The organism is Bradyrhizobium sp. SMVTL-02 (assembly GCF_051853005.1).
Taxonomy (GTDB): Bacteria; Pseudomonadota; Alphaproteobacteria; order Rhizobiales; family Xanthobacteraceae; genus Bradyrhizobium.
In genome coordinates this window covers 5557643-5578680 of record NZ_CP182469.1, presented here as the reverse complement: position 1 = coordinate 5578680, position 21038 = coordinate 5557643, and the positions used below count along the sequence as shown (strand labels likewise).

General features: G+C 58.9%; 16 protein-coding genes and 3 pseudogenes. 13 read left to right on the top strand and 6 right to left on the bottom strand.

Annotation, left to right across the window (positions count from 1 at the left end; translation table 11 throughout):
• Positions 1-2: 2 nt before the first annotated feature.
• From ACNJYB_RS26660 to ACNJYB_RS26645, 4 genes and pseudogenes are all read right to left on the bottom strand, one after another.
• Positions 3-908: pseudogene (locus tag ACNJYB_RS26660) on the bottom strand (IS5 family transposase); the annotation flags it as partial.
• 403 nt (positions 909-1311) lie between these two features.
• On the bottom strand, positions 1312-2493 hold the full coding sequence (locus tag ACNJYB_RS26655) for an IS91 family transposase (protein ID WP_439375460.1): 1182 nt from the start codon (positions 2491-2493) through the stop codon (positions 1312-1314).
• Positions 2494-2499: 6 nt separating this feature from the next.
• Positions 2500-3360: a tyrosine-type recombinase/integrase gene (locus ACNJYB_RS26650; protein WP_439368084.1), complete on the bottom strand. Its 861-nt coding sequence runs from the start codon at positions 3358-3360 to the stop codon at positions 2500-2502.
• Positions 3361-3559: 199 nt separating this feature from the next.
• A protein-coding gene (locus ACNJYB_RS26645; protein WP_439369441.1) for an IS3 family transposase occupies positions 3560-4782 on the bottom strand; the annotation gives its coding sequence in 2 pieces (ribosomal slippage) (positions 3560-4446 and positions 4446-4782; 1224 coding nt in all).
• A 264-nt stretch (positions 4783-5046) separates the two neighbouring features.
• On the opposite strand from ACNJYB_RS26645, the gene ACNJYB_RS26640 reads away from it, so the two are divergent.
• Positions 5047-5880 (top strand): hypothetical protein, encoded by an 834-nt coding sequence (locus ACNJYB_RS26640; RefSeq protein WP_439369440.1) that lies wholly within the window; start codon positions 5047-5049, stop codon positions 5878-5880.
• A 210-nt stretch (positions 5881-6090) separates the two neighbouring features.
• Positions 6091-6354: pseudogene (locus ACNJYB_RS26635) on the top strand (transposase); the annotation flags it as partial.
• A gap of 239 nt (positions 6355-6593) precedes the next feature.
• Here ACNJYB_RS26635 and ACNJYB_RS26630 read toward each other — a convergent pair.
• Positions 6594-7646, bottom strand: a complete 1053-nt coding sequence (locus ACNJYB_RS26630; RefSeq protein ID WP_439369438.1) for an IS110 family transposase — start codon at positions 7644-7646, stop codon at positions 6594-6596.
• Positions 7647-7714: 68 nt separating this feature from the next.
• Between ACNJYB_RS26630 and ACNJYB_RS26625 the strand changes: the two are divergent.
• Positions 7715-8368, top strand: a pseudogene (locus tag ACNJYB_RS26625) (integrase core domain-containing protein); the annotation flags it as partial.
• 40 nt (positions 8369-8408) lie between these two features.
• Here the strand turns inward: ACNJYB_RS26625 and ACNJYB_RS26620 are convergent.
• A complete protein-coding gene (locus ACNJYB_RS26620; protein WP_439369436.1) occupies positions 8409-9713 on the bottom strand; it encodes a hypothetical protein in 1305 nt (434 codons plus the stop codon).
• Between the two features lie 412 nt (positions 9714-10125).
• On the opposite strand from ACNJYB_RS26620, the gene ACNJYB_RS26615 reads away from it, so the two are divergent.
• From ACNJYB_RS26615 to ACNJYB_RS26570, 10 genes are all read left to right on the top strand, one after another.
• Positions 10126-11289: a Gfo/Idh/MocA family protein gene (locus tag ACNJYB_RS26615; RefSeq protein ID WP_439369435.1), complete on the top strand. Its 1164-nt coding sequence runs from the start codon at positions 10126-10128 to the stop codon at positions 11287-11289.
• Positions 11286-11753 carry an acyltransferase gene (locus tag ACNJYB_RS26610; RefSeq protein ID WP_439369434.1) on the top strand — a complete coding sequence of 156 codons (468 nt, stop codon included), beginning with the start codon at positions 11286-11288 and terminating at the stop codon, positions 11751-11753. Before ACNJYB_RS26615 ends, ACNJYB_RS26610 begins: the two co-directional genes overlap by 4 nt.
• A 13-nt stretch (positions 11754-11766) precedes the next feature.
• Positions 11767-12903, top strand: a complete 1137-nt coding sequence (locus ACNJYB_RS26605) for a DegT/DnrJ/EryC1/StrS family aminotransferase (RefSeq protein ID WP_439369432.1) — start codon at positions 11767-11769, stop codon at positions 12901-12903.
• Positions 12893-14452 carry a lipopolysaccharide biosynthesis protein gene (locus ACNJYB_RS26600; RefSeq protein WP_439369430.1) on the top strand — a complete coding sequence of 520 codons (1560 nt, stop codon included), beginning with the start codon at positions 12893-12895 and terminating at the stop codon, positions 14450-14452. Before ACNJYB_RS26605 ends, ACNJYB_RS26600 begins: the two co-directional genes overlap by 11 nt.
• Before the next feature lie 23 nt (positions 14453-14475).
• Positions 14476-16293, top strand: a complete 1818-nt coding sequence (gene asnB, locus ACNJYB_RS26595; RefSeq protein ID WP_439369428.1) for an asparagine synthase (glutamine-hydrolyzing) — start codon at positions 14476-14478, stop codon at positions 16291-16293.
• 3 nt (positions 16294-16296) lie between these two features.
• Positions 16297-17385, top strand: a complete 1089-nt coding sequence (locus ACNJYB_RS26590) for a glycosyltransferase family protein (protein ID WP_439369427.1) — start codon at positions 16297-16299, stop codon at positions 17383-17385.
• Positions 17386-17510: 125 nt separating this feature from the next.
• A complete protein-coding gene (locus tag ACNJYB_RS26585) occupies positions 17511-18080 on the top strand; it encodes an acyltransferase (RefSeq protein WP_439369426.1) in 570 nt (189 codons plus the stop codon).
• Positions 18070-18921, top strand: a complete 852-nt coding sequence (locus tag ACNJYB_RS26580; protein ID WP_439369425.1) for a class I SAM-dependent methyltransferase — start codon at positions 18070-18072, stop codon at positions 18919-18921. The genes ACNJYB_RS26585 and ACNJYB_RS26580 overlap by 11 nt, the downstream gene beginning before the upstream one ends.
• Before the next feature lie 2 nt (positions 18922-18923).
• Entirely contained in the window at positions 18924-19853 is a 930-nt protein-coding gene (locus ACNJYB_RS26575) for an NAD-dependent epimerase/dehydratase family protein (protein WP_439369424.1), read from the top strand.
• Complete coding sequence (locus tag ACNJYB_RS26570; RefSeq protein ID WP_439369423.1) at positions 19850-21031, top strand: glycosyltransferase family 4 protein; 1182 nt, start codon at positions 19850-19852, stop codon at positions 21029-21031. The genes ACNJYB_RS26575 and ACNJYB_RS26570 overlap by 4 nt, the downstream gene beginning before the upstream one ends.
• The last annotated feature ends 7 nt before the right edge of the window (positions 21032-21038 follow it).

Sequence of the window (21038 nt, the reverse complement as noted above, 5' to 3'; positions counted from 1 at the left end):
CCCCCGCCGGGCTGCACGTTGCCGCTGAGAGCGGGCGTGGTCCATGCCATTAACTCGTAAGGCGCGGCTGCTTTGCCCTTGCCGATGCACTCCACCTCCGGGGCGTGGAAGGAATAAAGCTTGAAGCCGCGCTGGCGCTGCTGCTGCGAGCGGATCTGCGAGGCCCGGCTGAGCGGGAGGGCGAACGTGTTCTCAAGCACAGCCTGACCTTCGATCTTGCGGCGGATATCGCGGATGATCCGGCCCAGTCGGCTGCGCAGGATGCGCAACTGCCGCTGATGCCGCTTGAATTGCTTGGCATGGCCGTAGCGTCCCGCCATCATTGTCGCGGTTTTGGCAATGCGCAGATAGGACTGCCGCAGCTTGACCCCGTGCTTCCTCGCCAGACGGTTGAGCCCCTTGATCGCCGCGTGCAAGAGCTTGGCATCGGTCGGGAAGGTGATCGCCTTCGGCTGCACGGTGGTATCGACTGTGACCCGCTTGATGTCCTGGCTGCGTAACGCGCCGGCCTCGTGTGCCACCCGCAAGCTCTCGGCCAGCAACAGCTCCAGCTTGTCGCCGAGCCGCTTGCGCCAGTGGCTCAGGTCCGAGCGCTCGTGCGGGAATGCGTGCTGGAAGAACTCTTCGCCGGTGAAGTACTGGAAATATGGGTCGTGGACCCAGCGCTCGCACACCCCCTCATCGGACAGCCCGTAAATGTGCTTGAGCAGCAACAGCCCGATCATGAAGCGGCTCGCGATCCCGGGCCGACCATTCTCGCTATAGAGCGGCGCGATCTCGCCGTCGATCCAGTCCCAATCGACCTTGCCGGCGAGCTGAACCAGCTCGTGCTTCATATTGATGATTTGGTCCAGCCTGGCCCGGAACAGATCGCCCGATCCCGTCGTCCTGTGCTTCTTCGGTCGCATCGCCACCTCCGATGTGATGACGGAATCATGGTTGGCGATTCGACGGAATCTTGAGGGTTCTGTGAGGTCGCGTGGCAGGCGCGAGCCGCGCGCTCTGTGGTGCGTGCGACCTCATAGAAGCCGGATTGAACGAAGCTGCGGAGTTGTGGGCGCTATGGGAATAGTGCAGCGGGTGCGGCTGCGGGGAACGCTCGCCTGTGGTCGCCGCGCGTCCGCGAGTCATTCATCGGATGTGAGGGGCCCGATTGATCGGGCCAAGGGCGCGATCCAGCGAGCGATTTGCAGCGCTGGGATGCGCTACCGAACGATTGGCGGGGTGTTCGGTGACGAGCGCGGCCACGGCGACTTCGGACGTTGCCACCAAGAAGGTGATTACGGAAGGGGTGGATGGTACAGACGCTGGTCATGACGTATCACAATGAAACGGCTGGTCGCGCGCGCAGGCTCGCGGGACGATATCGACGCGCCGCATGGTGCCGCCACAATGCGGGCAGACGGGGATCTCGCATTTGGTGAGGGGATCGGCGCCGGCTTCTTGATCAGTCGGAGCGTTGCGGACAGCAAGGAGTTGACGGCAGAAAGCGATTTTATCGTTGCGTCCGCCATTGGCGAGGAAACCATAGTGGCGGATGCGGTGGAAGCTGTCCGGCAGGGTGTGCAGGAGAAAGCGACGAATGAACTCATCGGCCTTAAGCGTCATCACTTTGGTTTTACGATTCTGCCGATAGTCCTTCCAGGCAAAGCTCACCTTGCCGTCGGCAAGCGAGATCAGCCTACTGTTGGCGATGGCGACGCGATGCGTATAGCGGCCGAGATAAGCCAGCACCTGTTCGGGCCCACCGAATGGCGGCTTGGCATAGACGACCCAGTCGGTCCATCGAAGTTGAGCGAGGCGCTCGGCGAATGCGGCGGGATCGGCGAGACGGGCGAGATCGCCAAAGAAGCCCAACTGGCCAGCCGCGAAGGCAGCTTGCAGCTCTTGCAGAAACAGGCGGCGGAACAGCCTGGAGAGGACGCGCACCGGCAGGAAGAAGCCGGGCCGGCAAGCGACCCAGTGTGTGCCGTCGAGTGAAGGTCCACCACCAGGCACGACGCAGTGGATATGCGGATGGTGTTGCAGGGTTTGACCCCAAGTATGGAGGACGGCGGTCAGACCGAGCTGAGCGCCGAGATGCTTGGGGTCGGCCGCGATGGTGGTGAGCGTCTCGGCCGCGCAGCGGAACAGAATGGCATAGACCACCGCCTTGTTCTGGAAAGCAATCTCTCTGGCCGGCGCCGGCAAGGTGAAGACGACGTGGAAGTATGGCACGGGAAGGAGTTCGGATTGTCGCTCGGCAAGCCATTGCGCGCGCGCCGAGCCTTGGCACTTCGGGCAATGCCGATTGCGACAGGAGTTGTAGGCGATCCGGGTGGCACCGCAGTCGTCGCATTGCTCGATGTGGCCGCCAAGCACAGCCGTCCGGCATGCCGTGATCGCGCCCATGACGCGCCGCTCGACGCGACCCAGATGTCCGGCACGAGCTTGCCGAAACGCTTCGCCGTGGCGGCGGAAGATATCCGCCACTTCCAGAACTGGAGTCATCAGGTCCGCTCAGCCGGGCGGCACGACCTCCAGGCGGAGCCGGTCAAGCGGACTTGGCGTATTGCTGATGGTCTTTGTGGCGACTTGGGTATAGCGCGCCGTGCTCTGCAGACTGGCATGGCCGAGCAGCACCTGGATGATGCGCACGTCGGCCCCGTTCTCCAGGAGATGGGTCGCGAATGTGTGCCGCAGCGTATGCACTGTCACCGACTTGCTCAAGCCGGCCGCCGTACAGGCTGAACGGCAGGCGGCGTGCAGCACGTTAGGGACGAGCGGACGCTCGTCGTCGCGGCCGGGAAATAGCCATCGTTTGGGCCGAGTGAGCCGCCAATACGTCCGCAGAATCCTCAAAAGCTGCGGCGAGAGCATAACGTAACGGTCCTTGCCGCCCTTGCCGTGCTCGACCCGGATCAACATCCGCTGGCTATCAATGTCGACAACCTTCAAGAGGACCACTTCCGATACGCGCAAGCCTGCGGCATAGACGGTGGTCAGCGCGGTACGGCTCTTGAGGCTTGGGATTGCTTCCAGGAAGCGCACGACCTCGTCGGCGCTCAGCACCACCGGCAGTTTGCGCGGTTTACGCGCATAGGCGATGCGCTCCGGAACGGTGTCATGACCCAGCGTCACACCGTAGAAAAACCGCAGTGCGCAGACGATCTGGTTCAGCGCCGGCCAGGACATCCCCGTCGCAACCAGATGAACCTGGAAAGCACGGATATCCTCCAGGTCGAGGCGGTCAGGAGAACGACCGAAATATCGGCTCAACTTCGCTACGGCGTTGAGGTAGGATTGCTGCGTCGCCGGTGACAGATTGCGGACCGTCATGTCCTCGATCATGCGGCGGCGAAGTGGGCTGATCTCAGCCATCGGAAAACCTCCTGTCTAAAGGGTTGGGCTTCGAAAACCCGCAATCCTCTCAGACAGGAGGCAATCCTTGCTATGCCTCCCTACATGCCGCGCCAGCGGCTTCGTTCAATCTTGAAAATGAAATTGCAAGGTTCCGACGCCCGAAGCATCAAACCCCTGCAAACGCAAAACAGTCCACAACGACAAATGCGATTCTAGCTCAATCGCTTAGCCACTCTTCACGGACGACAATGTACTCCCGCGGCGAGCGGTAGCCCAGCCGGGAATGCGGGTGTTCTGAGTTGTAATCCTCCATCCAATTGTCGATCCGCAGCAGCGCGGTGCGGGCGTCGGGGATCGGGTTCACACGAACATAGTCGCGCTTGAAGGTCTTCACGAACGCCTCGGCCATGCCGTTGCTCTCGGGGCTTTCGACAGGCGTGAAGCAAGGCTCGAGGTTCAGGGCCGCGGCAATCTCAAGGGTGCGATAGGCAGCGAAGATGGCGCCATTGTCGGTCAGCCATTGCACCTTGCGTGGAGCTCGCATGTCGCCAAACCGTTGCTCGACACAGTGGACCATCATGTCCCGGATCATCTCGCCGGAGATCCCAGCCGTTGTGGCCACCCAGCTGATGACCTCGCGGTCATGGCTGTCCAGGGCAAAGGCAACCCGCACGATCTCACCATTCCAGCAGGTGAATTCCAGCGCGTCCGAACACCAACGCACGTTGGAGTGGCTTGTCATGATCGTTCCATCATGAGCCCGCGGGATGCGGCGCCCTGTATGCCGCGCCAGCAACAAGCCGCCCTTCTTCATCAGCCGGTAGACGCGCTTGGCGTTGACGGGATCGTGGCCGGCGGATCGCCGCGCGCGCTTGAGGAGCGCGGCGATCCGCCGGTATCCATAGCTCGGCCGGCTATCCACCAAGCGCCGGATATCAGACGTGAGCTCCACATCCCCGGCGCGGATCTGGGGACCGCGCTTCGGACGCTTGCCGTCAACTCGCTCAAATAGGTTGGAACGGGCCACCCCGAGGGTCTCTGCGATCCGTTTCACGGGATATCCTCCGGCGCATGCGATCGCGACAGCAAGGTCGGTTTTTTTACCCGCGCAAGGTCAAGAGCCTCCTTGAGGATCTCGACCTCCAGGGTCTTGCGGCCGAGCATGCGTTCGAGGTCTCGAACCCGTTCCTCCAGCCGACGGACCTCGGATCCGGCGACCACCTCCTCATCCGCCCGCACTGCTTCCTTGCCTCCTTCGCTCATCAGCCGCCTCCATCGGAAGACCAGGCTCGGGGAGAGCCCATGGCGACGGGCAACATAGCTGATCGACATGCCCGGTTGCAGCGTCTCGTTAACGACCAGGAGCTTCTGCTCCGTCGTAAACCGTCGCCGGCGGGCAACGCCGGTGATGACTTCCACCTTTGAAAACGTCTCGGACATAGGCGTATGCCTAGGACTAGGCCTAGCTCCTCCGGCTAACGCCGATGTCCGGTCAAAACAGGGAGCAGTTCACACGGCTCCTGGATTGCAGCCTCCATGAGTAACTTTCATGCGGGTGCCTCGGCTGGAGCATCAGATTCTCGGCAGCGGACCGACACTCGTTCGAAGGGGGGCTCGTGCGTAAAGGGATTTTATGCGATATTTACAAATTCGCCGGCAAGTTGCATCATCAAATTTTATTGTACGTTTGTTTGGAGGGCAGCAATGAACGAGTGGGGCGGTCGCAAGCTTTTTCCGAAAGTAACGGCTTGCATCGGAACTGAAATCCTTCCAAAAAAATGGGGAGTTTTTCTTCTCGGGTATCTTAGTCTAGTGATTATTGCGATCACAGTCGTGTCTTTGATCGCGGAACCGAAGTACTCGTCCCGTGCTGTACTGCCATTGACAGACCGTGCGCGAGCTCTGATCAAAACCGAAGCGATCTTGGATCGGGTAACGCGGGCTGCTCAGCTAGAAAAAGAAACACTGGATCTGCAATCCGCGCGCAAGCGCCTCTCCGATAACCTAGACATTTCGGAGTTGGGATCTGGATCTGGCCTATTTCTAATAACTTTCGCTGACGGGTCGCCGGAGCGAGCTCAGGCTGTGCTGCAACAGATCATCACGCATGTCCTCGGCGCTTCTAAACCAGAGGGCACCGTCCGCGCTGCTCTATTGCAGGAGTCCGCAAACTTGAAGCGCGCGTCAGATGAACTGAAAAGTCTCGCTCAGACTCTCGAAAGAAATTCGGGCAATGTCAAACCAGGCGATGAAGGCGAGCGGTACGCGCGGGCGTTTGTTTCGCTTGTAAGCGACATTGCGGCAAAACAAAACCGGATTGCGGAAATCGAACGTGCGCTTCAGGGCCACCAACAAACCGATGTTGTTTTGCAGCCAACGCTAGCCACGCGAGCAGACCATACGAGACTATTCGCCTGGCTAACGATTTCCGCTATTCTATCGCTCGTTGTGATGTTCGGGCTTATGGTGTCGCGCCAACAATGGCTTCGGCGTTTCGCCAATCTGAATGAACCAACGCGGCTTCCCAATCAATGCTGAGCGACACAAACCGCTGTGGCGGCTGTACCTTGCACCCGAGAAGCAATGAACCTTGAGACCTGGCGTTATTTCGAGCGGCAACGAGGCGAAACTCGAGGGCAAGGTCGCAGCGCACTCGGCACTGATCGTCGCCGCCTTGAAACGTGGTGACCTGCCACTGCGTATTTCCTCCAGAAGGAGTTAGAGTCCGGCCCGAAGAAGGACGGACAGATGAAGCGAGCAAGGTTCACGGAAGAGCAGATTATCGCGGTATTGAAGGAGCATGAGGCTGGGGCGAAGACAGCCGACCTGGCTCGCAAGTACGGTGTTTCCGAGGCGACGATCTACAATTGGAAAGCCAGATTCGGCGGCATGGACGTTTCCGAAGCGAAGCGGCTGAGGGCCTTGGAAGAGGAGAACGCGAAGCTGAAGAAGCTTCTGGCCGAGCAGATGCTCGATGCGGCCGCCCTTCGCGAGCTCCTTTCAAAAAATGTATGGTCCGCACCGTCCGTGCAAGGGATCGTAACAGCGAAAATGACGCTTCCAGTTGCATAAATGTATCCGGCCTCTCGCGAGTGGACTGCTGTTGCAGCCAGGCCATGATGAGATCCGCGCACGCCGTTCCCAATAAATGGTTCGGGCACGAAGCCCGCTTTTTTGCACAGGGCTTACGGCATGTTGATCCACTGTTTCGTCATCACTATTCCCGAGCCTTGCAATCTCGCCAGAAGTCGTCAGGTGAAAGCAGGATCCCTGCGTTCGTAGAGTGCTCCTGGCTTGTTCAAGACCACCCAGACAATGCGAGCCATCTTGGCGGCTAGTGCGACAACGGCCTTATTCGGATGCATCCGAGCTTGGAGCCCGTCGAGCCAGCTTCCCAAGCGATCGCGCGTTCGGTCCAGATGCCGGAAGCAGGATCGCGCGCCATGCACTAGAAGTTTTCTCAAATAACGATTGCCGCGTTTGCTGATGCCAAGCAACGTCTGTTTTCCGCCGGTCGAGTATTGTCTGGGCACCAACCCCAGCCAGGCAGCAAGGTCGCGAGCCTTGCGAAACTGCAGCCCATCACCGATCGCGGCAAGCACAGCGGTCGCACCTAATGCGCCGATACCAGGGATTGTCATCAGCCGGCGTGTAACGTCCTCTCGGTTAGCGACCGCTTCGATCTCCCTTGTCACTTGGCGGATCCGTTCTTCGAGGCGGCAGAGATCGGCGTAGAGATCGCCGACCAGACGCCGCATCACCGGTGATATACCGTTTCCTTCGTCTTTCAAAGCGAGCGGTAGCTCGAGCTTGAATATTCCAGCACCCTGACGCAAAGGTACGCCATACTCGAGGCAGAAAGCCCGCATCTGATTGATCAGGCGTGTCCTCGCGCCGACCATCTGGTCACGGATTCGATGCAGCGCTTGAAGATCGACCTGGTCCTCCTCCTTCACGGCGACGAAGCGCATTGTCGGTCGCGTCGTGGCCTCAGCGATCGCCTCGGCGTCGATGATGTCGTTCTTGTTTGACTTCACGTAGGGCTTCACGAATTGCGCGGGGATCAGGCGCACCTTGTGACCAAGTGCCTGTATCTTCCGGGCGAGCCACTGTGAACCGGCGCAGGATTCCATGCCAACTATGCTTGGTTGTGCGCGAGCAAAGAACTGAAGAAGAGTGTCCCGTCGAAAGCGAACTTTCTGAACAGGTGTGCCGTCGCAGCTCAGGCCAACGACGTGGAACAGGTTCTTGCCAATGTCGATTCCATAGACAGCCGCAGGTCGCGGCAAATTGCGATGGGCCATGATACTCTCCTCTATTGATCTGACCTCCCCCATGATGAGGGAGGAGGACGGTGCGGACCATCCCATTAATGGTAGGGCCCGCCGCCAAGCGCGCTGCGATCGCGCATCTGCAGGCCGTCATAAGCCTGTCGGAACGGCGGGCCTGCTCGATTGTGGGGGCGGATCGGAAGATGATCCGCTATCGCTCCAGCCGGCCGCCGGACGCAGTTCTGCAGTTCTGCGTGGCCGATTGCGCGATCTCGCCAACGAGCGGCGGCGTTTCGGCTATCGCCGGTTGTTCGTCTTGCTGCGGCGGGAGGGCGAGCCATCGGGGATCAACCGGATCTACCGGCTTTACCGCGAGGAAGGGCTCACCGTCCGCAAACGGCGGGCTCGCCGCAAGGCCGTGGGGACCCGTGCCCCCATCCTGGTCGAGGCGAGGCCGAACGCGCGCTGGTCGCTGGACTTCGTCCACGACCAGTTCGCCACTGGATGCGCGATGAGCCGATGAGCTACTCAACGAGACCCTGTTCTTCGATCTCGATGACGCCCGCGCCAAGATCGCCAACTGGGTCGCCGACTACAATCTCCAGCGTCCCCACTCGTCGCTGAAATACCTGACCCCCGCGGCCTACGCCGCCCACCTCACCGCAACGGACGATCGGCTGCGCAACCCCGACCAGCTCCGCCGATCGTCCGTTGCTCCATCCGCGCCACTTGGCGTACAAAACCCGAGACTCTAACTGCCGCTGGATGAAAATGCAGTGGCAGGTCAATTAGACACTAGCGTGCTGTCTCCGGCTCAAAATAGCCTCTGGGTGTCACGTACCATAGCACGAAAAGGAGCGCGGCTCCGTATGTGAGTAAGATTGTTGAGAGTGGTACGTTTAGAAACACCTGGGGCAGGATCGAGCTTGAAATTAGAATGAATGATGGGGGTAATCCCGCAGATACCCGGTTTCCGAATGAGATTACAAGTCCACATATGAACGCAGTAACCGGTGCAAACTGAAGTCCCACGGACGCAATGCCTTCGGTTGCGAGCAGCGATGCATTGATATTGCCCAAGTGATAGCGATCGGCCATCACGACCCCTAATTGGGATTGGTAGGCACAATCCGAAAACTTTAGGATAGAGATTTGGCAGAAATACGTGAGGCTGTGTTGAGCAAAGAAATCATTGTAAATATCCATTGCGCTCGAAGGGATTGCGAGCATGCGAAAATTCACAGTACCGAAGAATGGTATCATCGAGGCCCCGAATAGAAGCATCAAGATAATCCCGGCGCTCACCGGTATAAGCAGAGACAATATCGCCGCAGTGCGCTCGCTAAAAAATTTCACCGATGCCGCCATCAACAGAAGCCAAATTGGCGTAAACAAGGTGAGCTTGTTGAGAGTGATTGGATAGAAAAGTACTGACAGGAGTAAGCAGAAAGTCGCCCGCACTTTTTCGCGCCTGAGAAAGCAACATGCGAACGAGAACGGTAGCAACACCGTAGAGGTAACTCCAATAAGATAGTTCATCCAGCTGGGATAGGCGATTTCTGACTGGAACTTATAGATATCCGCGAGTGCGACGATTCTAAAGCCGTAAGTTGCCCCGAATACGATCGTCGCGGCTGACAAAATGAGAATGGCCGTGGGAAGTTTCCGAAAGATATTGTCTGGAATTGCGCAAATTTGAGGTACGGGTGATCCAATGAGGAGTGCTGGAACAACTAGCGCGAGAAGTGATGCTGTGGCGGAAAAGCGAGCCAGACTTACATCGTAGTCGAATTTCGTGAAGAAGCTTAGCCACACGTAACCGATGACCATCGTGTAAAGATAGAAACATACGAAATAACCAAAGCTGAATTCGGCCACGGTGAAGAAGATCGAAGTCAGAGACAGCAGGGCTATGCCTAACGAAGCCTGGTATACGTTTTGCTCGTCAAAGAAGATGTGAAAATCCGAATACCAGTCCGAGACAAAAACGAGCGATAAGCAGCAAACAAAGATGTGGAATAGGATGAGCAAGCTCGGTCCTTGCCGCACCTTCCTGTTCGTCGCTTCGGAAAGCGGCTCATCAGTTTCTAAATGGCTCAATGTTCGATCCCTAAATGGCTCAATCTTAGATCCTGAGACAATGAAAACGCGAGACGATGCCGGCTTCAAGGAATCTGAGCCGGTGCAATACTAACCCAATGCACGGAGTAATAACCAATCCGATCAGATGCGGATGTCGCCGACATGACATGCTACTTTGGAATACGAGGCGCCGTTGAGTCTCTGGTTTCCGTTCTTGTTCTGGATAAGCCGATCCTGGAGGTACCAGACAGGAACAGATGTACATCCGACGATCGCTGTCGAACGGAGGTCTTTTGGTGCGCGAAAGTCTGGGGCAAACAGTTGTCGCACTGTCTGCCCGGGTCTAAGTAGCTCAAATACAACATGTCTTTGCGAACTTCAATCGACCAATAACGCCCTATCTTGAGAGACGGAATTTCCCGGAAAACACTTGATCGCAAAGGAATTTTTCGAATATAGACAAGCGCTGCTGAACTCTGGTTCGGTGTACTGGGCCGAACTCCAAGCCTTCCAGGAAACGTTGGGAAATTTGATGATCAGATTCGGTCTGCTCGGCTGCGGGCGTATCGCGAACCGCCACTCCGAAATTTTGGGCGGCGGTCACATTCATGGTGCGGAACTCGCGGCCGTCTGCGATCCGATCAGGGCGCGCGCCGACGCGATTTCATCAAGGTTCGGAGTGCCAGCGCATTACGACCTAGAGGACTTAATTTCGCGGAAAGACATCGACGCAATCGCGGTGCTGTCCCCAAGTGGTATGCATGCTGCGCACGTGATCGCGTGTGCGAGGGCGGGAAAGCATGTCTTGGTTGAAAAGCCCATGGCGCTGCGACTTCAGGACGCCGACGAGATGATCCGGGCGTGTGACGAGGCTGGCGTCAAGCTATTTGTTGTGAAGCAAAATCGCTTCAATGTTCCTGTGGTCAAGGCTCGTGAGGCATTAGAGGCGGGCCGCTTCGGAAAACTGGTTCTCGGGACAGTGCGTGTACGGTGGTGTCGAGACCAGGCTTACTACGATCAAGATGCATGGCGCGGCACCTGGGCACTTGACGGTGGTGTGCTCACCAACCAGGCGAGTCACCATATCGATATGCTCGAATGGTTTTTCGGCGATGTGGTCAGCGTTCATGCGCGCTCGGCTACTGCGCTTGTGAAGATCGATACCGAGGACACCGCGGTCGCGACGCTGAAGTTTCGAAATGGCGCGCTCGGGATCATAGAGGCGACCACCGCCGCGCGCCCGACCGATCTTGAGGGGTCGCTCTCAATCTTGGGCGAGAAAGGTACAGTGGAAATCGCGGGATTTGCCGTCAATCAAATCAGGCATTGGCGCTTTGTCGACGGGTTGCCGTCAGACGAGGACGTGATCGAAAAGTTCTCTGTCAATCCACCGAACGTCTATGGCTTCGGACATCAGGCCTACTATCACCATGTCGTGGATTGCCTGGCCAATCAGCGTGCCGCCCTGGTCGATGGTCTTGAGGGACGCAAGAGTCTGGAACTGATCTCCGCGCTCTATGAATCGATCGAGACCGGCCACGAAGTGGCGCTGCGCTTCTCCCCCCGTTTGAGCCGGCTGGGCGTTGCCTCGTGACCGGACCAGTCGTGCATCAAGCCGCCGTTCGCGACGTCGAATTTGGCGCGCGGGTCAAGATTGTCGAGCCGTGCAACCTGTATGGTTGCAAGATTGGTGACGAGTGCTTTGTCGGTCCGTTCACCGAGGTCCAGAAGGGCGTTGTGATCGGTGCGCGGACGCGGGTGCAATCGCATGCTTTCATCTGCGAGTTGGTGACGATCGGTGAGGACTGCTTCGTCGGCCACGGCGTAATGTTCGTCAACGATACCTTTTCCACTGGGCGCCCGGCGCGCGGACGAAAGGAACTTTGGCGCGACACTGTGATCGGCAACCGTGTGTCGATAGGCTCCAACGCCACCATCATGCCAGTCAGGATTGCCGATGATGTCGTCATTGGGGCGGGGGCAGTGGTAACCAAGGATATCACCGCAGCCGGCACTTACGCCGGTAATCCGGCGCGCCGGCTGCTGACGGGCAAGTAAGGGAACATGATCGATGCCGGTGCCGTTTGCCGATCTGCAGCTGCAGTATCAGACCATCAAGAGGGAAATCGACGCTGCGATCGCCGGCGTGATCCGCGATAGCGCGTTCATTCGGGGCCGCTATGTCGACGACTTCGAGCGGAAATTCGCTGAGGCGGTGGACGTCAAACATTGCGTTTCCTGTGCCAATGGTACCGACGCGCTTTACTTGGCCATGGCGGGGCTAAAGGTGAAGCCTGGCGATGAGGTGATCACCACGGCTCACTCCTGGATCTCGACCTCGGCGATGATTACGCACGCCGGCGCCACTGTCGTGTTCTGCGACACCGATGGCTCCGCCTTCACCATCGATCCGGCGGCGATCGAGGCGGCGATCACGCCGCGCACGGTCGGCATCATTCCGGTCCATCTGTACGGCCAGCCCGCCGACATGGACGCGATCATGGCGATCGCGCGCAAGCACAAGCTCTGGGTCATCGAGGATTGCGCGCAGGCGCATCTGGCGCGCTACAAAGGCAAGATGATCGGAACGTTCGGGGAGGCGGCAACCTATTCGTTCTATCCGGGCAAGAATCTCGGCGCGATGGGCGATGCCGGTGCCGTCGTGACCAATGATGCCGTGTTGGCCGAGCACATGACGATGCTGGCCCGTCACGGCGGCCTCATGAAGCACCAGCACCGCATCGAGGGCATCAACAGCCGGCTGGACGGCATGCAGGCGGCGATCTTGTCGGCCAAGCTGCCGCATCTGCCCGCCTGGACAAAGGCGCGGCAGGACGCCGCCAGGATTTACGACGTCGGCCTCAACCAGCTCGAAGATGTCATCGTGCCACAAGTGGCGCCGGAGCGGAGCCACGTCTACCATCTCTACACGATCAAGCATCCGCACCGCGACGCGTTGGCTGCGCATCTGAGCGCCAATGGCGTGCAGACTGCGATCAATTACCCGACGGCGCTGCCGTTTCTCGCTGCCTATGAGCGGTTCGGGCATCGACCAGAACAGTTCCCGAATGCCTTTGCCGACCAGGGCCGGATCCTGTCTCTACCGATGTTCGCGGAAATTACGCCGGAACAGCAGGGCGAGGTGATTGATCTAATCAAGGCGTTTGAGATGAAAAATGGTCTGAAAAAGTTGCAGCATGGTCGCTGATCTAACGGCAGAAAGGAAAAGTCATCGACTGTTGGGAAATTCCGCATGGAATGTGGCCGCCTTTCTCATCAGCGTGGGGCTAAACCTCGTAGTTTTGCCGTTCGTGGCGTTTCGCCTCGGGCTCGCCGCCTTTGGCGTCGCCGGCCTGGTGACGGCGTGCGTCGCGCCAGCGCTGGCATTCAGCAATGCACTGGCGATGGCAACGACGCGGGAACTGGCGCAGCGCTTGTCGCCGAGCGAGCGTGAGGCGTCGCGCCGCTTCTTCGGTACGGCATTGCTGCTGGCGGGCGGCATAGGCCTGATGATCGCGATGATTCTCTCTCTGGGTGGCCCGCCGGCCGCGCGCTTAGCTTTCAGCCTGCAGGGCAGCGCCGCCGACGATCTCAGCTTGACCTTTCTGTTGGGTGCCAGCGGGTGGCTGTGCCAATCCCTTTCGGCGGTGTTCCTCGCCTTGTTTACGTCGCGCCAGGACTACCGGCGTATCGCTTTGGTCAGCATCGTCAGCGCGCTCGTTTCTACGGGATCAATGGTCGTCTTAGTGCCGCGTTGGCCGCAGGCGTCGACGTTCATTGGCTGCCAGGCCTTGGGTTTTGCGACAAGCCTGCTAAGCGCAATGCTGCTCTCGCGCCTTGTGGTCGGGGAGTGGCCGGCGCGTCCGGCGCTTCATCGAGTTCCACTTGGCGATCTCATCCATTTAGGCGGCTGGCAATTCGCCGCACAAATGAGCGGCCTTGTCGCAGGGCAGGCAGATCGCTACCTGCTCGGTGCGTTTCTCCAGCCTCAGTTCGTTGGTCTGTACACCATCACCCAGCGGCTTGAGGAAGCGATGTACATCGGTATCCTGAAGGTTGGAGAGATCCTGTTCCCGTTCTTCAGTGCCCTTCAAAATGAGTCAAGTGAGCGCATTGCGGATTTGCTGTTTCGTTCCTCTTGGGTCCTCAACGTGTTGGCCGCGACTGCCCTCGGAGCCCTGATTCCGGTGGCGGGCCCCCTGCTTCAGTTTTGGGCCGGACGAGAGGTCGGTGATCAGGCCCAGCAATTGCTGGTGGTGCTGGCGGTTGCCGGCATGCTCGGATGCAGCGCTAACGTCTTCGCATTCTATCTCGTTGCCTGCGGGCGGTCCCGCTCCAGCGCCGTGATCTCGCTCGTGACTGCGGTACTTACCCTCGCCACTAGCGCGGTGGCACTGCCTCATTTTGGTTGGCGCGCGGCGGGCTGGAGTTCCTGCGTTGGCATGATCGCCCAGATCATTGTAACCATGATCCTGCTACGACAAAGCTTCCGCCTAGCCGGGATGTGGTCGCGGCTGGCTCACTTTGTGCTGCTACCGCTTGGTGCGGGGATTATGGTAGCGCTTGGCATGCGATATAGCGCTGCCGGGTTTTTGTCCGAGGTTGCGCCGCATTGGTGGTATGTCGGCGGGGCATATGCTCTGGCCGCCGGAGTCATCCTTGTGGTCGTTGTTGCTGTTTCGGGTGTGGGGCCGCACGGACCCGTCTGCTGGCGCGATCTTCGCTTCATCGCCACTCGCTTCCTGAAGGCGATCTAACAATGTGTGGAATTGCAGGTATCGTGAACCTCCGCGGCAATGCGGTCGAGCTGTCGGAAATCTCGCGATTGACCAACTTGGTTGCGCATCGCGGGCCGTTCGGCGACGGAAACTGGTTCAGCGCAAAGCGAAATCTGGCTTTCGGGCACCGCCGGCTGGCGATCATCGATCCCGGCGCGGGAGGCTATCAGCCGATGCTGTCCGCGGACCGTCGCCATGTGATCGTCTTCAACGGCGAAATCTACAACTTCCTCGAGCTTCGGCGAGAACTCGAAGCACGGGGTGCTATCTTCCGCAGCCAGTCGGACACCGAGGTTATCCTGGCCGCTTGGCAAGCCTGGCAGGAAGGCATGTTGCTGCGCTTCAACGGAATGTGGGCACTGGCGATTTTCGACACCCAAACAGAAGAATTGTTCCTGGCGCGCGACCGCTTCGGCATCAAGCCGCTGTTGTATGCGATGTCACTGGAGCGCTTTGTCTTTGCATCCGAGCAGCGCGCCTTGGTGCGAAGCGGTCTGATCGACACCTCGCTTGATGTCGATGTGGCGCGACGGCTGCTGCTCGATGCCTTCGGGGTCGAGGGCAGCGAGCGGACGCTTTGCAGGGAGGTGCGCCGCCTTCAGGCCGGCCACTGCATGTGGTTGCGCCGGGGAAGATTGGAGGTCCGCCGTTGGTGGCGAACTGTGGATCACTTGCCGACAATACCGAACAGCGAAGTGGAACGGGTGGAACGCTTTCGCGAGATCTTCCAGGATGCAGTCGCCCTGCGCATGCGCAGCGACGTACCGATTGGGACCTGCTTGTCCGGCGGCTTCGACTCGTCGGCCGTGATCTGCACCATGGCGGCGCACGAAAAGGCTGGAATGGGACCGCGAGACAGCACCTCCTGGCGCCACGCCTTTGTCGCGACGTTTCCCGGCGCCTCGAACGATGAGCGGCCAATGGCCGAGGAAGCGGCGGCCTGGGCGGACGTCGTTCCGAATTTTCTCGAGATCGGCCGGGCCGATGCGTTGTGCGAGCTCGACCGAATCCTCGACGACAATGACGACGTTTATATCGGGCTTCCAAGCGCAGCCTGGTTGATCTATCGAGAGCTCAGACGACACAATGTGACGGTTTCGCTTGATGGCCACGGGGCGGACGAGTTAATGGGGGCCTATCTCCAAGAAGGTCAACCGGCGGTATTTCGGATACGCAACTGGGCGGAAGGATTTGGCTCCAAATCGCCATTGGCAAGGCGCGGCGTCGATCTCCTTCGGGCGCTGATGATCAGGCACCAGGGACACTACTTCCTGCGCGGTGGCTTCATGAATGTTCCGCCCCCGCTTCCGCTGGTCGGCGAAGAGGATGTGTTGCCACGCGATTGGGGCTCGCTTGATCGGCGGCTCTATCGAATGTTCCACAGTACCGTGCTGCCCACGATCTTGCGAAACTTCGATCGCCTCTCGATGGCCCATGGCATCGAAGTGCGGATGCCGTTCATGGACTGGCGCCTGGTGACCTATGCGATGGCATTGCCGGAAACCAGCAAGTCTTCCAACGGCTACACCAAGGTCATCGCACGGCGGGCGATGGCCAATCTGATGCCCGAGTCGATTCGTATGGGCCGCCGGAAGGTCGGGTTCAATTCACCGATGCCGGAGTGGTTGAACGGGCCTCTCGCCGGATGGACTGCGAGCCTCCTCGACCAGAAGGTGCCGGCTTTCGCTGAATTCGTAGACGAGACCCGCTTGCGTTGGGCGGTCAGGCATCTGACTTCCTCCAAGCAATGGGATTGGGAAACGGTCGGCCGGATCTGGCCATACATTAACATGAAATGGATGCTGGCAAGGTATGCATGAACGATGCGGTTGTTTCAAAACAGCGGGCTCTATCCGTCTTATCTCGCGCGCCTGAACCAGCTTGCGGCCGACGCGTCGAGCTTCGAGGCGCGGCGTCAGATCTTTCTGAACGATCGTTTTGGCGCGCTGCATTTCCTGAAGCCGGTGCTCGAAGGGGAAGCCGAGGCCTTCTTCACCAATGGCGACGACGAAATCCTGCAGCGCCAGTGGGCGCGCGAGCAGGGAATTCCGGGGAAGCCTGTGCTCGAAAATATATTGCTCGCCCAGATAGAACATCACCGGACCGAAGTCTTCTACAATCTCGATCCGGTGCGCTACCCGAGCGCGTTCGTTGGCAAGCTCCCAGGCTGCGTCAAGAAGACGTTTTGCTGGCGTGCTGCCCCATCGGGAAATGCCGATCTGACGGCCTACGGTGCGGTGCTCGGCAACTTTCCCTCGATCCTGGAGTCATGGCGCCGCATTGGCTGTCGAGCAGAGCTGTTTTTCCCCGCGCTTGATCCGATTATGGACCAGTATGGCCATGACGACCGGCCGATCGACGTGCTCTTTGTCGGCGGCTATTCGCGCCACCATACCGCCCGAGCGCGGACGCTCGAACAGGTCGCAAGCCTGGCCAGCACCTACCAGATCGTCTATTGCCTCGATGCGTCGCGGCTGACCAAGTTCGCGGAAAGCACGATTGGCGCCTGGCTGCCGTTGCAAAAGCACCGACGCCCGGCTGCGATCGCCAAGATCGCGGAGCCCCCGGTGTTTGGCAGACAGCTTTACGAACTGATCGGTTCGTCGAAGATCGTGCTGAACGGCGCTATTGATATGGCGGGGACGGATCGGGGCAACATGCGTTGCTTTGAGACGATGGGATGCGGCGCGCTGCTGGTGTCCGATTCCGGCGGATATCCGCCTGGATTGCAAGCGGGCGTCACCATGGAAACCTACGACTCGCCGGAGCAGGCCACCGAAATCATCGCAAAATGTCTGCAAGAGTGGCCGAAACCGGCTGCAGTAGCTGCGCGGGCAAGGAGCCGTGTTGCGGAAGCCTACAGCAAGGCCTCACAGTGGAAACATTTTGCCGATCTCGTCGCGCTGATTTAGCTGTGCTAGAGCGTCACAGGGCGGTTGGAGGAGCGGACAATCGGGCGTCAATCATGCGTGATCGTGTAGTTCATGACATAAGACGCCATATCATAGCTGCCGCCACATGACCTCGAGTTGATTGCATGAACATGGATTACTTGATCAAACGGTTGATTGGGCGCGCCACGTGTCGTCTCGAGCATGATGCCGTGCTCGGGTCCGGTGCCAGGATCAAGAATGCCCGTGGTGATACTGACAAGATCGTTGTTGGCCGACACAGCCGCATACTGGGAGAGCTCTTTACGTTCGCGCATGGCGGTGAAATCAAGATTGGCGAATGGTGCTACGTCGGCGAGGGAAGCCGGATCTGGTCGGCTGCCTCCATCGTCATTGGAAATCGCGTCCTGATCTCGCACAACGCGAATATTTTTGACAGCCTTACGCATCCGCTCCGAGCGTCGGCTCGGCACGAGCAGATCAAGCAAATCTTCACGCGCGGCCACCCGCGCGAAATCTCACTCGACGAGAGCCCGGTCAGGATTTGGGACGACGCCTGGATTGGCGCCGGCGCGACGATCTTGCGCGGGGTGACCGTGGGTGAGGGCGGCGTGGTGGCAGCCGGTGCCGTGGTCACCAAGGATGTTCCAGCCTTTTCCATCGTGGCGGGAAATCCCGCTGTGCTCATTCGGGAGATCGCACCCGATGCAAGATAAGCAAAAATTCACAACGTGGGAAGAGGCCGTCGTTTGGCTTCGCAATCAGCCGGATCAGCGCCAGCTCGTGCTCGACGCCTTCTACGATGATCCCCTGATTGCTGCGGCCGAACGCTATTTTGCTAGCGCTGAATGGCAGGTGGTGTCTGGACTGCTGCAGAATCGGACCGGCAAGGCGCTTGATGTCGGCGCCGGGCGCGGCATCGCGAGCTTTGCACTCGCGCGCATCGGATTTGCGGTTACGGCGCTCGAACCTGATGCTAGCCCCATCGTCGGGGCGGCGGCGATCCGTACCCTTGCCGCCGAAACCCGTTTGCCGATCGAAGTGGTCGAGGAATTTTCCGAACGGTTGCCGTTCGCCGACGGAATATTCGATGTGGTATTTGCCCGGGCCGTGCTGCATCATACTAGCGATCTCGACAGCGCTTGCCGCGAAATGTTTCGCGTGCTTCGTCCGGGCGGAGTGCTCATTGCTGCACGCGAACACGTGATCAGCAAGGAATCCGATCTCGCGCAATTCCTTGCTCACCATCCGCTGCATCGTCTTTACGGCGGCGAGCATGCATATCTTCTCGATCGATATCGCGGTGCGCTGAAAGATGCGGGATTTGCCGCAATCGAGGTGCTTTCTCCGCTCAAGAGTCCGATTAATCTTTTTCCCTACACGATTGAGACGCTGCGCGCGACCGTTGTGGAAAGATTGACGCGGAAGATTCCGGTTGAGCCGGTTTGGCGGGCTGCACTCGCTTCTCCGACTGTTTTCAGCTCCCTGCTTTCGATTGCAGAGCACTTCGACCACCGACCTGGCCGGCTCTATTCGTTTATCTGTCACAAGGCGTAACCATGAATTTATGGGTCACAGGCGCGAATGGCTTCATCGGCCGGCACCTCGCTCGGGTGTTGGCCGACCGGGGTCATAACGTTCATGGCATCGGGCACGGCGCGATCGCTGATGCCGAACAAAAGCGCATTGGCCTTGAACATTGGCTCAATGGCGAAATCGATGCAACCAACCTCGACGCGCTTGCAGGTCGATCCGGACTGCCGGCGGCGGTTTTTCATCTCGCCGGCGGATCTTCGGTCGGGTTGTCTATTGCGCAGCCTTTTGAGGATTTTTCGCGCACGGTCAACAGTACGGCGCGCTTGCTTGAGTGGCTGCGCCGCTCCGCACCAGATTGCCGGCTGATTGCCGCCTCCAGCGCAGCTGTGTATGGCGCGCAGCACTCTGGAAATATTCCTGAAGAGGCCGAACCGCGGCCGCTTTCGCCTTACGGATATCACAAGCTCATGATGGAGCAGCTCTGTAGGAGCTACGTTGCTTGTTTCGGACTACGTGCGATCGTAGTTCGCCTGTTTTCGGTCTATGGTGCGTCTCTTCGCAAGCAGCTCTTGTGGGATATGTGCTCGCGGCTGCAAAGAGGGGAGCGCGAGCTTATCCTCGGCGGAACAGGGGGCGAACTGCGCGATTGGGTCGATGTACGTGATGTCGCCAGGCTCTTTGCAAGATTGGCCACACAGCCACAAGCGGAAAGTCTCGATCTGGTAAACGGGGGAGGTGGTATGGCGATCACGGTCGCCGAGATTGCCTCTATCGTAGCAAGCAGCTGGGGCGATGAGGCCGGCGTACGCTTCTCCGGTATTGCCCGTCCGGGGGATCCGTTTAGCCTCGTTGCAAACGGAGAGAAGTTAAGAGCGATGTCATTCACATGGCAAATTCCAGTGTCGCAAGGCATAGCCGATTACGTACGCTGGTTCAAGGATGATGCACGTTGAGCAGCGAGAGCCCAATTCGCCTGGCCTTCACGATGATTTCTCGTCAGCACTGGGCGGGGGGATATAACTATCAGCGAAATCTATTTACCGCCTTGCATCGGTACTGTGCCGGGGCCATTGCACCCGTCGTATTTGCGGGCGAGCGCGACGATGGGTCTGATCTCGATGTGTTGGGCAAGATTCCGGATGTCGAAATCGTGCGCTCCAGCGCCTTTGATAGAGGGGTTCTTTACTCTATCCCATCAATATGCATGGGTAAGGATATCGCGGCGATATCGGAGTTCCGCAGGAGACAGATCGATGCAGTCTTCGAATCTGCTCGCTTCTTCGGCTGGCTTTCTCCTTACCCGAGCATTGCATGGATACCCGACATGCAACATCGGGCGCTGCCGCATCTTTTCTCTAAGCGCGCGCGATGGCGACGCGAGATCGGTTTTCGTCTGCAGATCATGTCGGGCCGCACTATCCTGCTCAGTAGTGAGAGCGCCCAGCGAGATTGCCTTGAGTATTACCCGGGCTGCCGCGGACGAACGGCGGTTGTCAAGTTTGCAAGCCAGCCACCACCGGAACTGCTGACGACTGATCCGCTCGCTATTATCGGAAAGTACGATTTGCCACCCGACTACTTCTATCTTCCGAACCAATTCTGGCGTCACAAAAATCATCAAATCGTTATCGATGCTCTTGCTATCCTGGCTAGTCGCGGCGAGCAAGCCGTTGTGGCGGTATCCGGCGGCAGCGATCCCAACGAGCCGGAATACTTAAACAAGCTGATGCGGCAGAGCGAGCAGCGCGGTCTAGAAAAAGCATTCCGGTATTTGGGAATGATCCCTCTCACGGAGGTATATGCGTTGCTTAGAGCCAGCGCGGCGCTGATCAACCCTTCTCGATTCGAGGGGTGGAGCACGACCGTCGAGGAGGCCAAGTCATTCAACGTGCCGATGGTCCTCTCGGACATTCAGGTCCATCGAGAGCAGGCGCACGACTTTGCCCTATATTTCGACCCCGATAAGCCGGAAGCCCTAGCTGATCAATTACAGAAGTTCACCAATTGCCCTCGGAGGATTCGGAACATGAACGGAGAAACGGGAGATCGCGTGGCTCGTTTCGCGAGAGATTTTGTGCTGACAGTCCGGCGCGCCATTACAACGTTCCATCGTTCATCCAATCACAGCTAACATCGTC